This window comes from uncultured Erythrobacter sp. (assembly GCF_947502395.1).
In the GTDB taxonomy this organism is placed as follows: Bacteria; Pseudomonadota; Alphaproteobacteria; order Sphingomonadales; family Sphingomonadaceae; genus Erythrobacter.
Genome location: NZ_CANMZM010000002.1, coordinates 412,811 through 426,367, shown reverse-complemented (window position 1 = coordinate 426,367; position 13,557 = coordinate 412,811). Strand labels below are relative to the sequence as shown.

The following is a 13,557-nucleotide window of genomic DNA, read 5'->3' as shown; positions in this document are numbered from 1 at the left end:
CAATCTCCTTCAAGCCAAATGATCAAGGTGCGAGTGTCTCGCTTAACCTTAGCTGACCGATGACTTGTATATCACAAGGAGGGGTTCGCCGTGATTTACGGCGAACTGGCGCACAATCACTCGTATTCGAGCGTAACTGTAAACTCACCTTCGTAAACGCCCGGCACGGCATTCGCGGGCACCTGCAGGCGCCCCGCAATGGTGAAGAAGAAGAAGCCGGCCGGATTAGCGATGCGGAACCGACGCGGATTGGTGTTGATGATGATCGGGGGCTGGCTACCGATCAGGAGCGTGTCCATCAGCATGGTCTCCGTCCCGCCATTGCGAGTCAGAATATAGGAGGTGGCATTCACGTTGATCAGCACGGTTTGGTTAAATTGGCCAAAACCAGCGAAACGCGCGGGCTGCTGGGTCCCCTCAACCTGGGTGACGCCGCCTCCGGTAAAGATGTTCCCCGCAGAATCCATCACCACAACACCCGCGGTGTCGCTCGGGATGATCTGGCCGAAATCGAGATCGAGTTGCTTAACAAAGCTGAGAGGCGTGACAAGGAAGACCCGTGCATCGGCTTGCTCAGTCTGCTGTGCAATCGCGGTCGATGGCACCGCCCAAATGCTGAGAAATGCGCCAAGCAGCGCGACCAATTTTCTTAGTTCAATCATGGATGATGGCTAACCCGTTTCTTGGGGCTGACCATTAAGGCGAAAGACTTAAATTAGGTTGAACTTTTAGGCGTCTGAGCCGCTGGATTTGGCAAATCCGGGGTCCGATCCAGCGGCAATATCGGGCTTCAATTCAATGCCGGGCGTGTCGGCAGCGCCGCCGCGCAAGACAAAGCGCCGGTCGCAATAGCCGCAATCGACATAGCCATGCTCATCGATTTCCATAAAGACGCGCGGATGACCAAGGGCTGCCGGGCGATACCCTTTGCCGCCGCGGATAGAGCTTGCCCCGTCGCAGCTTACGCGGCGGGTTTCGACTTTGATGATTTCAGGTACCAGATTGGTCATGGCTCAACCGGTTAATCCGAGCGAGGGCCAATTTCAACCAGGTTAAGCTCGAGAATGGCTATGTGGCTCGGCAAGCGGCTATTGATAGTCCAGTCGAATATCGAATGTGCCAGTATAAACACCGGGCTGCTGATTGGCATTGACATTGAGCGTGCCACCCACGCGAAAGATGAAAGTGCCATCGAACGTATTGATCGTGAAGCGCTCAAAATTGGGATTGGAATTGACCGGGTTGAGTGTCGCGCCGCCGTCAATTGTGATGTCTGTCACAGTCATGTCTGTGCCTGGACCGGTCAGCGTGATGGTCCGTCCGATCGGGCGCCGAATGCGCACCCGCTGCCCTGCCTGGCCCAATCCAGCAAAGGTTGCAGGCTGACATTCTTGGGTGTGGGTTACTCCCCCTGACGTAGTGCATGTGGGAACGGGATCAGCAGAAAGCACAACCGTCCCACCGGTCGTCACGATCAGATCTCCGAAGTCCATATCTGAAAGTTTCGCAAGAGACAGCGGGTCAACGAGAGTTGTGCGCGCATCGACGCTTGTCGTCGATTGAGCATATGCAGCTGCTGAGGCTAACCATAGCGCAGCCACCATCGCCATGACCATGAAGCGGACCATAGCACCCGAGTGCCATGAATAGTGTTTTGCGCAGTGTTCCACGCTTTCCCCGCTACATGGCGGATGTGTGCAGATGCTGATCAAACAAACTTAATGGGCTCTTCATATTTGGGCGCACTTGCGTCTATGCGCGCCATCTTTATGGCGTATCCTCATGACCGCGCCAGCCATTCGCATCGACAATATCGTAAAACGCTATGCCCCGCCCAAAGGCGCAACAGGCGGTGATGCGGAGGGGAAACTCGCGCTTAAAGGTGTGAGCTTTGATGTGCCCGAGGGTTCGATTTTCGGACTACTCGGGCCCAATGGCGCTGGTAAATCGACCTTGATCAACATTCTTGCCGGCCTCGTTAACAAGACTTCCGGCTCGGCGGAGATCTGGGGCTTTGATATCGATCAGCATCGCCGCAACGCCAGCCGCGCAATTGGGATCGTACCCCAGGAGATCGTGTTTGATCCCTTCTTTACCCCGTTCGAAGTGCTCGAAAACCAAGGCGGCTTTTACGGTATCGGCCCCAAGGATCGACGCAGCGAGGAATTGCTCGAAGCGGTGCGTCTTGCAGACAAGCGCAACGCCTATGCCCGCACGCTGTCGGGCGGCATGAAGCGGCGGCTTCTGGTGGCGAAAGCCATGGTGCATTCGCCACCTATCCTTGTCCTCGATGAGCCCACGGCTGGGGTCGATGTCGAACTGCGCCGCCAACTCTGGGACTTGGTGACCGAACTGAACCGGGAAGGCGTCACCATCGTGCTGACAACACACTATCTCGAAGAGGCTGAGGAGCTGTGCGACCAAATCGCGATCATCAACCATGGTGAGTTGATCGCCCACAAACCCACGCGTGAGCTTGTCGATATGGCGCGCGAGAAAATTGTCGCGGTGACAGTGTCCGAAGATTTGCAAAGCGCGCCTGCGCACGCAGCTTTTCGCAAAGCTGAGCTAGTAGGCGAGCGCGGGGTTGAGATAACCTATGACAAGGATGAAATGAACGCGGGCCAAGTGCTCGGTATACTTCAGGGGCAGGGCCTCACAGTCGAAGATGTGACCACGCGCGAAGCTGATTTGGAGGATGTCTTTGTACAATTGACAGGATCGGGCGGATCCTAGCTCTATCGCATCAGGCCGCGACTCGCTTGGACCTTTGGCTCACGCCAATTGCGGCGTGAAACGTGCTCAAGCCTTGCATCACAGTGTTTGCAAGTCCCATGAAAACTGCGGCCGTCCCAATGAACCTGGCGCCGGTTGGGTGTATGAAATCCAAACTGGCAATGCACAAATGAGATCAATGACATGGAACAGCTCTTCTTCTCTGAAACCCGGAGCTGTAGGTTTAGCGAACCAGACGGGCGCACCGGCATTAAAACTTGGCAATGCCGAGCCGGAACACTGGGAGGGAGCATTGCTTAGTAAGAGAGTTTCCCTAGCCGTTGCCGTTGCGCTCACAGCTTCAGCTTGCAGTTCGCACGAGACAGCTGAGGTGGACGTGACAAATGCAGGCGCTGAACAGGCCTACCCCCGAGCAGAGCAGCCTATGGACTGCCCCACCGATGGGGCAGCGCTTCAAGTTCTGGGAAGTGGCGGCCCGATTGCGGAAGGCGGCGTGCCGGGGCGCGCTGCGACCTCCTATCTGTTATGGATTGATGGCGAGCCGCGACTGCTGATTGATGCCGGCTCGGGGAGTTTCCTGCGCTTTGCTGAGGCTGGAGGGAAGATTGAGACACTCGAGGCAATCCTCCTAACCCACCTACACGCCGATCACGCAGGTGATTTGATCGATGTGCTTAATTCGGGCGGGTTTGAGGGTCGGACTGAGCCGCTTGTCATTTTCGGTCCGGGAGCGGCGCCGCGCTTCCCAGCGACCTCGACCTTCCTAGAGCGTTTGTTGTCGAAACAGAGCGGTGCCTTTGCCTACAATGGTGGCTACCTTGATGGGACCGAGAACAAACCTCTTATTGAAGCGCGCGATGCCATGTCTCCGGAAGGCGCGGGTCCAGCTCAGGATGTTGCCGTATCTCCCGATTATTCAGTCAGCGCTCTACCGGTCCATCATGGCCCGGTGCCCGCGCTCGGATATGTGATTGAGGTGGATGGAAAGAGCATTACCATTACCGGTGATCAGAGTTTCCTGAGCGAGGGTTTTGCAGAAGCTCTGGCTGGGACGGCACCTTCGATCCTGTTTGCACACCATGTCATCAATGGAGAGGAGGGGCAGCCGCGCGGATTGCACCGCACCCCCTCAGAAATTGGCGATCTCGCGGCAAAGCTTGCGCCGCTTCGCCTGGTCCTGACCCATAATATGGAGCGCAGCCTTAGCCGTATTGATGACAATCTGGCTGCCATTGCAGAGAACTATGAAGGGCCGGTCAGCGTTGCTGACGATCTCGATTGCTTCGCGTTTTAGGCGGCGCTTCGAGACAGGCGAAACGACGGTCAAAGTCTTGCCACAGCAAAGCCTTCGCGCCATGGCAGCGCACTATGGCCAATCAATCTGATATGAGCGGCGCGCAAGGCAGCGCCTATGACGTTATCATCATTGGATCAGGGGCCGCTGGCCTCACAGCTGCGCTAGAGCTGGCAACCAACAAACGCGTCTTGGTGCTGGCAAAGGGTTCGCTTACCGGTGGGTCGACCGCCTGGGCACAAGGCGGGATTGCCGCTGTGCTCGATGCTGGCGATACGTTTGAGAACCATGTGCGCGATACGATGGTTGCGGGCGCAGGCCTCAACGACCGTGAGGCGGTTGAGTTTGTGATCGAGCGCGCCCCGGAAAGCATTGATCGACTGGTTGAGCTTGGTGTTCCTTTCAACAAGGACTCAGGTGATCTTCACCTCACGCGAGAAGGTGGACATTCGCACCGCCGGATCGTCCATGTCGATGATGCGACCGGATGGGCGGTGCAATCGGCCTTGCTCAAAGCGGCTGAGGCGAACCCCAACATCACCATGCTCGGGGGGCGCACCGCGATTGACCTTATCACCGACCGCAACCGTGAGGACTTCTCCGGCGCTGGCCATGTCTGGGGCGTTTATGCGCTCAACGAAGAGACCGGACGGGTAGAACGCCATGTGGCACGGGCAACGATTATGGCGGCTGGCGGCGCTGGCCGGGTCTATCAATTCTCCACCGCTCCGCGCGGCGCGACCGGAGATGGTATCGCCATGGCTTGGCGGGCCGGTGCGCGCGTTTCCAATATGGAGATGATGCAGTTCCACCCGACCTGCCTCTACAATCTGGAGGTCAAGAACTTCCTCATCACAGAAGCGGTCCGCGGTGAGGGTGGGCATCTCAAGCACCCTGAGTCCGGCCATCGCTTTATGACCGAATATGATGCCGAGCGGATGGAGCTGGCTCCGCGTGATGTGGTGGCGCGCGCGATCGATGATCAGATTAAGCGCTTTGGCCTGGACTACGTCCATCTCGATATCAGTCACCAGCCGCCTGAATTTGTGAAGGGGCATTTCCCGACGATCCATGACAAGCTGATGGGCCTTGGCATTGATATGACCAAGGAGCCGATTCCGGTCGTTCCGGCGCAGCACTATACCTGCGGCGGCATTGTGGTGGACCTGTTTGCGCGCACCGACTTGCCGGGCCTTTGGGCAGCGGGCGAATGCACCGAAAGCGGCCTTCACGGCGCGAACCGCTTGGCCTCAAACTCGCTGTTGGAGTGTTTTGTGTTTGGAGAGGCTGCCGCCTCTGACATCCTCACCATGTGGGACCAATTGCCGGACCCACCCACCATCCTCCCATGGGATGAAAGCCGCGTGTCGGATTCGGACGAGCAGGTGGTGATCAAGCAAAACTGGACCGAAATCCGCCGCTTTATGTGGAACTATGTCGGCATTGTGCGCACCACAAAAAGGCTGGAACGCGCCGCCAATCGTATTGCCCTCCTTCGCCAAGAGGTGGAGGAGTATTACGGCAGCTTTGTTGTGACGACTGACCTGATCGAACTCAGAAACCTGCTTCAATCAGCCGAGCTGATCGTGCAATCCGCGCTACGCCGCAAAGAGAGCCGGGGCCTGCATTACACACTTGATTACCCCGAACTAAAAACTTCGGTCAGGGATACGGTGCTGGTGCCTTAGGTCAAATTTGGGGGGAAGAGCGGCAGCAGTCTTCGCGTCACCGCTGCCGCTCTCCTGCGACCCTATGCAGGAACACGGAGCCTTTGGGTTACGGACTTTTAATCGGGCAAGAAATCGCACAGATGCACTAGTCCGCCCGATCGTACAGGAGGCAGTCAGGATGCGTGCCGTAGCGCTCAACCGATGATGATCAGACAGCTTCCTGCCTGGCAATTCGCGTGCGCTGTTCTCTTCGGCCTATCGGCGGTTTCTGCCTTTGCCCAAGAGCCAACGCCCCAAAATGCAATCGTCGTCACCGCGCAGCGTTCTGGCGCGCCTATGTGGACGATTGATACAGACAGCGGCACCGTCATCCTCGTGGGAGAGATCCGCGCTGTGCCCAAGTCCACCCCGTGGTTCCCCGACCGACTGGAAGAGGCGACCAAAGAGGCGGACCGTGTGATTATTCGCGCAGCGCCCAAATTCTCGCCTGGTGATTTTTTCCGCCTGATTTTTCGCGGGGGGCGATTCACCAAACTGCCCGACAAGACCGTGGCAGGGGAGTATCTAAGCGCCGCCCAACGCGCCCGGCTGGCGGCGCTCGAGGCCGAGTATGACATCGACTACGATCGCCGCTCCTTCCTGATGACGAGCTTTGATCTGCTTGCGCGGCGACTTGATTTCGATGATGACACTACGAAAGACGCAACCGATATCGTCAAGAAGGCGGCGAACCGCGCCGATGTGCCGATCACCCGGCCAGAGCGGTTCCGTGGCGAAGACTTGCTCGATAATCTCGCCGAGGCCCCGCCTGAAAGCCACATCCCGTGCCTCGAAGCGGCGATGGATGCGACTGAGGCGGGTCAACCCATCATTGAAAAGCGCGGCGATGATTGGCGCAGCTTCGATATTCCGGCGGTTATGGACAATCCGCTTGAAATCGCTCTGAGCCGTTGTTGGCCGTGGGCCGATGATGAACTGGGCGATGAAATTCGCGGCCAATGGATCAGCATGATTTCTGACGCGTCTGAGCAAACCGGTGTGACGCTTGCGGTTGTGCCTTTGCGCGTTCTGGCCGAGCCCGATGGTGTGCTCGACCAGCTTGAAGCGCAGGATTTTCTTATAGGCGGTCCCGACTGGCGCCCTGCTGGATGAAGGTGGGGCGCACAAAAAGCGCGCCCCACCAAGTTGAGTTTATTTCATATTACCGCTGCCGAACATGCTGTCACCGGTCTTCTCGCGGAATTCCTTAGCACGCTCGTTCCCGCCGGTTTTTTCAGCGATATAGGCAATAACCAGTCCGATGATACCGCCGGATACTTCGCTCGTTTCCTTGTTGGTCAGGTCTTTCATTTCAGTTCTCCTCTTTGTGGTGCAAGCTATTCACCGCAGCCCAAATAACTGACGAAATCAGGTTTTTTGAATACTCCTCCTGAGCTAGCCAAAGGGCACTACTTCCAAGCCTCTTCACGAGCAGTTGAGCTCTGAGACCGGTCGATCGCGGAGACGGAAATCGGTTTGAATCGCCATGGCGTGAGAACCACACTTGCTCTTCCACAGCTTGTCTGGTTGTTAGGTCACCTCATTCTATTCAAGGGACTGAATCTTCTATGCCCACAATCACCACTCCCAACACCGGGATCGAGCTTTTCTACGAGGACAACGGCGACCCCTCGCATGAGACGATCCTGTTGATTATGGGGTTGGGCGCACAGATGATTTTGTGGCCTGATGAGCTGATTGAGGCGTTGGTGGGGCATAGCTTCCGTGTGGTCCGCTTTGACAACCGCGACATTGGCCTCAGCCAGAAGTTTGAAGGTGCAAAGGCACCCAAACCTGCGTGGCAGATCATCAGGCAGAAAATCGGCTGGCCAGCCAAAGTGCCCTACTCGCTTGAGGCCATGGCGAATGATGCCGTTGGCCTTTTGAGCGCACTTAAGATTGACAAGGCTCATATTGTCGGTGCGAGCATGGGTGGGATGATTGCGCAACTCGTCGCCATCAATCATCCTGATCGCCTTCACTCGCTGACATCAATCATGTCGACAACGGGCAATGGCTCGCTTCCGATGGCGGACAAGAACGCGATGGAAGCACTGGTTGCACCGCCAAAATCGCTCGAAGAAGAGGACCTGATCGCGCACGGCCTTAACATCGCGCGCAATATCGGCTCGCCGGGCTATCCGATCGATGTTGAGCGCAATCGGGAGAGGACCTTGAGAATGGTCCGCCGCAGCATCTATCCCGCAGGTCTGCCGCGCCAATTGGCCGCAATCATCGATGATGGCTGTCGTCGCTCGCGCCTTGCGGGTGTGAGTGCTCCAACCTTGGTGCTCCATGGCGAGGATGATCCGCTGGTGAAGCTTGCCGGAGGTGAAGACACTGCCCAGCATATCCCAGGCGCGAAGCTGGTCACTTTCCCAGGATGGGGGCATGATTTGCCGCTCGAACTGATCGAGCCATTGGCACAGCACGTAGCGGAACACGCCCGCTCAGTTAGCGTAAAGGCTCCTGAGCCTGCTTAATCGCTTGGTGTGACTTCGCGTTTGCCTTGCATCATCTTTGAGTGAGCAACGCAGGCGCTGTAAGCGCCATAGGTCGCCACGCAAAAAGGCACGATATAGGTGAGGATCACCTTCCAGATCACCGGCATTTCTCCTGCGAGGATCGCATCACCCTGATTGATCGCGCATAGAATCGTGCCAACAATGGCGGACACGACCAACGATCTTTTCAGGACGGGTGCATCAACACATTGGCTGAGCGCTGCGCGGTTGATCACGAAGTTTCCTCACTTTGCTTTGGCTGTCGTTCCGCTTCCAACTTCTTGCCATACTGGGTCTGCGAACGCGATCAATCCGGTCAATCAGCCCTCCATCATCCGCCGTCAAAGCACGCAACATTCTTGCAAGCCCTTTTACAAAAGATTCAAGGATTGATTCACATGATTCAATCACCAAATTTTTCTTCACAGATTCAATTTGGGGCTTGCGCAACTCACGACTCAAGCTTTGAGCACGCGTCGCTGCACTGCAGCATAAGGTTCTGATCGGTTTTGGTGCGATTTCATAGTTAATTGACCGTTGACCGATTCCACCCGTTGATTCATCATCTGGTGGTTCGGTTCGGAGTGGACCCCCAAATTATAGTGTGACTTCTCGTCCCTCAGGCAGGCTGTCGAAGGGCGATAGGGGAAGGGATTCGCTGAAATGAGGGTGCATTTTCATGGCCGTGTGGACTGAACGGCGGGCAATCCTGTGCATCCCTTGCGGATAGATTGGGTAAAAGCTGTCGACGGATAGGTGCGGAACAGAATCGGAACATTGGAGCTTTTCCTGTATGAGAAGCATCCGCCCGATTCGAAGTGAGTGAAGATGGGGCGATAATGGAATTCAAATCGGGTGACGAAGTGCTGAGCGACGCAGAAGTGGATGGCACTGAAGAAAAGGCGCAAAAAGCTGTGACAATGGAAAAAGCCGATAAAGGCAGTGATGCCCTGATCGCAGAGAAAAGTGCTGAAGCGCTAGGCAATGCTATGGCGACTGCTGCAAAGTCCGCTGCTGACGACAGCAAGAAGGTCAACGATCGCCGTTTCGACGTGCAGATTGATGAGAGCCGCGATGCCAACCTCACTGAGTTCGGCAAAGAAACGTTGACCGACCGCTACCTGCTTCCCGGCGAGAAGTATCAGGACCTCTTCGCGCGCGTGGCTGATGCTTACGCCGATGACGGCGAGCATGCGCAGCGTCTTTATGACTATATCTCGAACCTGTGGTTCATGCCCGCAACGCCGGTCCTTTCAAACGGCGGCACCAGCCGCGGCCTGCCGATCTCCTGCTATCTGAATTCGGTTTCAGACAGTCTGGACGGGATCGTCGGAACTTGGAATGAGAATGTCTGGCTCGCTTCCAAAGGCGGCGGCATTGGCACCTATTGGGGCAATGTACGCGGCATTGGTGAGCCAGTGGGTCTGAACGGCAAAACCAGTGGCATCATTCCGTTCGTGCGCGTGATGGATTCGCTTACTCTGGCAATCTCCCAAGGATCCCTGCGTCGCGGCTCTGCGGCCTGTTATCTCGACATTTCACACCCGGAAATTGAGGAATTCCTCGAAATCCGTAAGCCTTCGGGCGACTTCAACCGCAAGGCTCTGAACCTCCACCACGGCGTTCTGCTCACCGATGAGTTCATGGAAGCGGTGCGTGAGGGCGCTGAGTTTGAGCTCAAATCGCCCAAGACCGGCGAAGTGCGCGGTTCTGTTGATGCGCGTTCGCTGTTCCAGAAGCTGGTGGAAACCCGCCTTGCAACGGGCGAGCCGTACATCGTGTTCAACGACACGGTGAACCGCATGATGCCCAAGCACCACCGCGATCTGGGCCTCAAGGTTTCTACTTCGAACCTGTGTTCGGAAATCACTTTGCCCACCGGGGTTGACCACCTTGGCAATGACCGCACGGCGGTGTGCTGCCTTTCCTCGCTCAACCTTGAAAAGTGGGATGAGTGGAACGGCGACAAGCAGTTTATCGAAGACGTGATGCGCTTCCTGGACAACGTTCTTCAGGACTACATCGACCGCGCTCCCAGTGAAATGGAGCGCGCGCGCTACTCAGCTGAGCGCGAGCGTTCGGTCGGCCTCGGCGTCATGGGCTTCCACTCATTCTTGCAGCAAAAGGGTCTTGGATTTGAGAGCGCAATGGCCAAGGCCATGAACCTCAAAATGTTCAAGCACATCCAAGCGAAGGCTTCGGAAGCCTCGATGCTGCTTGCGCAAGAGCGCGGCCCCTGCCCGGATGCGGCTGACATGGGCGCGATGGAGCGCTTCTCTTGCAAGATGGCAATTGCGCCGACCGCGTCGATCTCGATCATTTGTGGCGGGACCAGTGCCTGTATCGAACCGATCCCGGCAAACATCTACACCCACAAAACGCTCTCAGGCAGCTTCATCGTCAAGAACCCATATTTGGAGAAACTGCTCGATAAGAAGAGCAAGAATTCCACCAATGTGTGGAACTCGATCCTTGAGAAGGGCGGCAGCGTTCAGCATCTCGATTTCCTCAGCGAAGAGGAAAAGGCGAGCTTCAAAACCAGCTTCGAAATCGATCAGCGTTGGCTGCTCGAATTCGCAGCCGATCGCAGCCCGTACATCGATCAGGCGCAGTCGCTAAACCTCTTCATCCCGGCGGATGTCGATAAGTGGGACCTCATGATGCTCCACTTCCAGGCGTGGGAGAAAGGCATCAAGTCGCTCTATTATCTCCGCTCAAAATCGGTCCAGCGCGCTGGCTTTGCCGGCGGCGTGGAAGCGGACAACACCGCGGATGCAGCGAAGTTTGAGCTTAGCGCCGAGCAGACCGACTATGAGGAATGCCTGAGCTGCCAGTGATTGGAGAAAGAACAATGAGTTTCCGGAAAAACTAGCCGGAAAAAGCTGAGGCCCGGACCCATTGAAGCTGGGGCCGGGCCTCTGACAAACCACCCGAGGGGCGGCTGCCTTGCAAAATCCACAGTGTTAGAAACCGTGGTGTCAGTCAATCCCTCAGAAATTTAAAGGATTGATCTATGCCAAAACGAGTATCTGCAACTAACGAAACCGCGAGCGGTCGAAACACCCGGTTTCGCGATAACTTCACAGGCCAAGAAATGACCCGTGCAGGTTTTGTGCGGGAAATTGAGCTCGGCAATTATGCGAACTATCACGTTCGCGAAGTGAAGGGCATAAAGACACCTGTCTCAAACCCGGATAGAACCCGAAACAATAACTTAGGTTAACTTCGCACCAAGCTTCTACACCCCCGCCGAGCCTATGCCCGCGCGGGGGTTTTTCTTTGCGCGCCACGAGATGACCTAAAAGGCAGGCGCGCCGAGACATAGTTTACCCCTTTGTAAGCTTGTTCTGTCAAACACTCGCCCATGCGCACACGGCAAATAAACCGCAAACTGATCACTCTGCACGGCAGGTATTCCACGGGTTTGGGCGAGCCCCAGGATGTGACCTTGCGTGATTTGTCGCCAGGTGGATGCCGCTTCGAACTCTCGTCGAAGAAAATGGCCCCTGGTGCACCCTTGCAGATTTTCGTTGGAAGCACTGGGCCACATCGCGCTGTCGTGAAATGGATCAAGGACGGCGAGGCGGGCGTCAACTTTCTACAGCCGCTGTCAGAGGCTCAGTTCAATTCTTTCCAGACCAGCCATATTCCCAATGCTCCTTTGGCGAGTTCCAGCGATGCCTTTGACGATGTGAAGGACATGACGCCGCAGCGCTTCTGCTGAGGCCTCTCGCACTCGCCACCAAAATATGGCACTCTTCCCCATGACGGGAGAGGAGAGGCTGATGGCACCAGAAATCTGGATTGGGATTGTAGGCACGATCATGTTGCTGGGCTTCATCATCAATGGTGCGCGCCTTTCGCGCGGACCGGAGGGCCATGCCGCAAACGCCGGGCGACTTCACATGGTGGTTGGTGGGATTGTGCTTCCCTTTATGTGGCTCGCGGTCATAGCTGCTGCCAGTATGTGAATTGCCAACGAATGTAAGTTCTATGAAAACCCGCCGTATCCTTATCGCCGTAACTCTCGCCCTCGCCGTTTCAGCCTGCGCGAGCCAGATCGATGCAGGGGTCAGTACAGACCCAGAAACCCCCGGCTTCCTTTGGGGGTTGTGGCACGGGTTTATTTTTCCCTGGAGCTTTATCGGATCGCTCTTCAGCCCTGATATCGCTGTCTATTCCGTGCCCAATAATGGCGGCTGGTATGATTTCGGCTTCTTCCTGGGAGTAACCGTTTTGGGCGGCGGAAGCTTCTTCGGATCGAAGAAACGCCGAGACTAACGGCCCCCGACCCTAGAATCCCGTGACGCTCCAATAGAGCGCGTAAAAGCCCACCCAACCCGGTCGATCGCGCTGAAGCATGGTTTCCTGTTACCGAGAGCAGTCTGTTTGCCGCTACACGGTAGAGACGTCGATCAGTGAAAAGGAGCAGGCCGAAGGCTCTACGCTGTGTGTGTCGTCCCCATGCATTTATGAGCGCGCTCTTCGAAGAATGCTCTCAGGCCGGTTGGAGACAATCCGGTAGCTGATCGAATGGCGCGACTGAAATGCGCTTGGTCAGAGAACCCGCAGTCATGCGCGATATCGCCAAGGGTGCCTTCATTGCTCGCAATGGCGGGTAGGGCGGCTCTTACCCTTGATTTGAGGCGGTATTGCGAGGGTGAGCAATCGAAATGTCTGCGAAAGCCTCGGCTTACGACAGCGGGGTCAAGACCAATTCCCAATGCCCATTGGGTAATCTGAAGATCAGGTTCCTCGCGGATCGCTTGGGCCAAGAGATCTGGCCAGTCTCGAACATTTGATGCTCTATTCCTCGCGTTCTTAAGCACATAGGCGGCCGCCACTTCTGGGCTCTTCTGGGACAGTCTGACCGCCTCGTCGGGATCGTCAAGCGCAAGAAGGGCGTGTTTCCTGAAGCTCTGAATTGGCATCAGAAGCACTTCTGCGCCGCGCGTCCCAATGCCATTGTAGTGTGCCTCGAAAGGTGAGTGAACGATGACGTCCCCGGGTGCGACGGCCCAGCTCCCTGTATCACCAATCTCCTCGTAGGATCCGCTCAGAACAAGCGCCATAAAACCGTCCGCATGCGAATGGCGGGAATGCCTTTCGCCTGCCTCATGTATCAGGGTTTTTCGCGGTGATAGATCAAAGACCGAACGATGCATCTTGGCCATTCTTTGCCGCAATGTGGGCAATTGAACAAGATCAAATACCTTCAAGCGAGTCTCGCGGAATATGTCTAACGTGCTCGCAAACTGCGGCTTTTTGCACCTGCAAACGGTCGGTCCAGGTGACAAGTTAATAGGGGGTAATT

At 56.3% G+C, this 13,557-nt stretch carries 15 protein-coding genes; 9 read left to right on the top strand and 6 right to left on the bottom strand.

Annotated elements, in window-relative coordinates:
- Positions 1-116: 116 nt before the first annotated feature.
- The 3 genes from Q0778_RS08365 to Q0778_RS08355 form a co-directional block, all read right to left on the bottom strand.
- On the bottom strand, positions 117-662 hold the full coding sequence (locus Q0778_RS08365) for a DUF4402 domain-containing protein (protein WP_298307206.1): 546 nt from the start codon (positions 660-662) through the stop codon (positions 117-119).
- 66 nt (positions 663-728) lie between these two features.
- Positions 729-1,001, bottom strand: a complete 273-nt coding sequence (locus tag Q0778_RS08360) for a zinc-finger domain-containing protein (RefSeq protein WP_298308216.1) — start codon at positions 999-1,001, stop codon at positions 729-731.
- Between the two features lie 87 nt (positions 1,002-1,088).
- Positions 1,089-1,628 (bottom strand): DUF4402 domain-containing protein, encoded by a 540-nt coding sequence (locus Q0778_RS08355; protein WP_298307209.1) that lies wholly within the window; start codon positions 1,626-1,628, stop codon positions 1,089-1,091.
- Positions 1,629-1,782: 154 nt separating this feature from the next.
- On the opposite strand from Q0778_RS08355, the gene Q0778_RS08350 reads away from it, so the two are divergent.
- The 4 genes from Q0778_RS08350 (at position 1,783) to Q0778_RS08335 (ending at position 6,852) form a co-directional block, all read left to right on the top strand.
- Positions 1,783-2,736 (top strand): ABC transporter ATP-binding protein, encoded by a 954-nt coding sequence (locus tag Q0778_RS08350; RefSeq protein ID WP_298335404.1) that lies wholly within the window; start codon positions 1,783-1,785, stop codon positions 2,734-2,736.
- A 292-nt stretch (positions 2,737-3,028) separates the two neighbouring features.
- Entirely contained in the window at positions 3,029-4,030 is a 1,002-nt protein-coding gene (locus Q0778_RS08345; RefSeq protein ID WP_298335402.1) for an MBL fold metallo-hydrolase, read from the top strand.
- Positions 4,031-4,104: 74 nt separating this feature from the next.
- Positions 4,105-5,718 carry an L-aspartate oxidase gene (gene nadB, locus Q0778_RS08340; RefSeq protein WP_298335400.1) on the top strand — a complete coding sequence of 538 codons (1,614 nt, stop codon included), beginning with the start codon at positions 4,105-4,107 and terminating at the stop codon, positions 5,716-5,718.
- Positions 5,719-5,901: 183 nt separating this feature from the next.
- Positions 5,902-6,852: a TraB/GumN family protein gene (locus tag Q0778_RS08335; protein ID WP_298335398.1), complete on the top strand. Its 951-nt coding sequence runs from the start codon at positions 5,902-5,904 to the stop codon at positions 6,850-6,852.
- A gap of 39 nt (positions 6,853-6,891) precedes the next feature.
- Here Q0778_RS08335 and Q0778_RS08330 read toward each other — a convergent pair whose 3' ends face one another.
- Entirely contained in the window at positions 6,892-7,050 is a 159-nt protein-coding gene (locus tag Q0778_RS08330; RefSeq protein WP_298307226.1) for a hypothetical protein, read from the bottom strand.
- Positions 7,051-7,307: 257 nt separating this feature from the next.
- Between Q0778_RS08330 and Q0778_RS08325 the strand changes: the two genes are divergently transcribed.
- Entirely contained in the window at positions 7,308-8,222 is a 915-nt protein-coding gene (locus Q0778_RS08325) for an alpha/beta hydrolase (RefSeq protein WP_298335396.1), read from the top strand.
- Here Q0778_RS08325 and nrtS read toward each other — a convergent pair.
- Entirely contained in the window at positions 8,219-8,479 is a 261-nt protein-coding gene (nrtS, locus tag Q0778_RS08320) for a nitrate/nitrite transporter NrtS (protein ID WP_298335394.1), read from the bottom strand. The genes Q0778_RS08325 and nrtS overlap by 4 nt on opposite strands.
- 603 nt (positions 8,480-9,082) lie before the next feature.
- On the opposite strand from nrtS, the gene Q0778_RS08315 reads away from it, so the two are divergent.
- From Q0778_RS08315 to Q0778_RS08300, 4 genes are all read left to right on the top strand, one after another.
- Positions 9,083-11,080 (top strand): ribonucleoside-diphosphate reductase subunit alpha, encoded by a 1,998-nt coding sequence (locus tag Q0778_RS08315; RefSeq protein ID WP_298335392.1) that lies wholly within the window; start codon positions 9,083-9,085, stop codon positions 11,078-11,080.
- A gap of 527 nt (positions 11,081-11,607) precedes the next feature.
- Complete coding sequence (locus Q0778_RS08310; RefSeq protein WP_298335390.1) at positions 11,608-11,967, top strand: PilZ domain-containing protein; 360 nt, start codon at positions 11,608-11,610, stop codon at positions 11,965-11,967.
- Positions 11,968-12,028: 61 nt separating this feature from the next.
- Positions 12,029-12,214, top strand: coding sequence for a hypothetical protein (locus tag Q0778_RS08305; protein WP_298307241.1), 186 nt, complete (start codon positions 12,029-12,031; stop codon positions 12,212-12,214).
- A gap of 22 nt (positions 12,215-12,236) precedes the next feature.
- Positions 12,237-12,524: a hypothetical protein gene (locus Q0778_RS08300; protein WP_298307243.1), complete on the top strand. Its 288-nt coding sequence runs from the start codon at positions 12,237-12,239 to the stop codon at positions 12,522-12,524.
- Between the two features lie 161 nt (positions 12,525-12,685).
- Here Q0778_RS08300 and Q0778_RS08295 read toward each other — a convergent pair whose 3' ends face one another.
- Positions 12,686-13,417 (bottom strand): AraC family transcriptional regulator, encoded by a 732-nt coding sequence (locus tag Q0778_RS08295; RefSeq protein WP_298335388.1) that lies wholly within the window; start codon positions 13,415-13,417, stop codon positions 12,686-12,688.
- Between the last annotated feature and the right edge of the window lie 140 nt (positions 13,418-13,557).

Excerpts from the sequence above, each read along its gene's own strand:
- Q0778_RS08310 (WP_298335390.1), top strand. The coding sequence starts at position 11,608 with ATGCGCACACGGCAAATAAACCGCAAACTGATCACTCTGCACGGCAGG.
- Q0778_RS08350 (WP_298335404.1), top strand. The coding sequence starts at position 1,783 with ATGACCGCGCCAGCCATTCGCATCGACAATATCGTAAAACGCTATGCC.
- Q0778_RS08355 (WP_298307209.1), bottom strand. The coding sequence starts at position 1,628 with ATGGTCCGCTTCATGGTCATGGCGATGGTGGCTGCGCTATGGTTAGCC.
- Q0778_RS08300 (WP_298307243.1), top strand. The coding sequence starts at position 12,237 with ATGAAAACCCGCCGTATCCTTATCGCCGTAACTCTCGCCCTCGCCGTT.
- Q0778_RS08305 (WP_298307241.1), top strand. The coding sequence starts at position 12,029 with ATGGCACCAGAAATCTGGATTGGGATTGTAGGCACGATCATGTTGCTG.
- Q0778_RS08315 (WP_298335392.1), top strand. The coding sequence starts at position 9,083 with ATGGAATTCAAATCGGGTGACGAAGTGCTGAGCGACGCAGAAGTGGAT.
- nadB (WP_298335400.1), top strand. The coding sequence starts at position 4,105 with ATGGCCAATCAATCTGATATGAGCGGCGCGCAAGGCAGCGCCTATGAC.
- Q0778_RS08335 (WP_298335398.1), top strand. The coding sequence starts at position 5,902 with ATGATGATCAGACAGCTTCCTGCCTGGCAATTCGCGTGCGCTGTTCTC.
- Q0778_RS08295 (WP_298335388.1), bottom strand. The coding sequence starts at position 13,417 with ATGGCCAAGATGCATCGTTCGGTCTTTGATCTATCACCGCGAAAAACC.
- Q0778_RS08330 (WP_298307226.1), bottom strand. The coding sequence starts at position 7,050 with ATGAAAGACCTGACCAACAAGGAAACGAGCGAAGTATCCGGCGGTATC.
- Q0778_RS08325 (WP_298335396.1), top strand. The coding sequence starts at position 7,308 with ATGCCCACAATCACCACTCCCAACACCGGGATCGAGCTTTTCTACGAG.
- Q0778_RS08365 (WP_298307206.1), bottom strand. The coding sequence starts at position 662 with ATGATTGAACTAAGAAAATTGGTCGCGCTGCTTGGCGCATTTCTCAGC.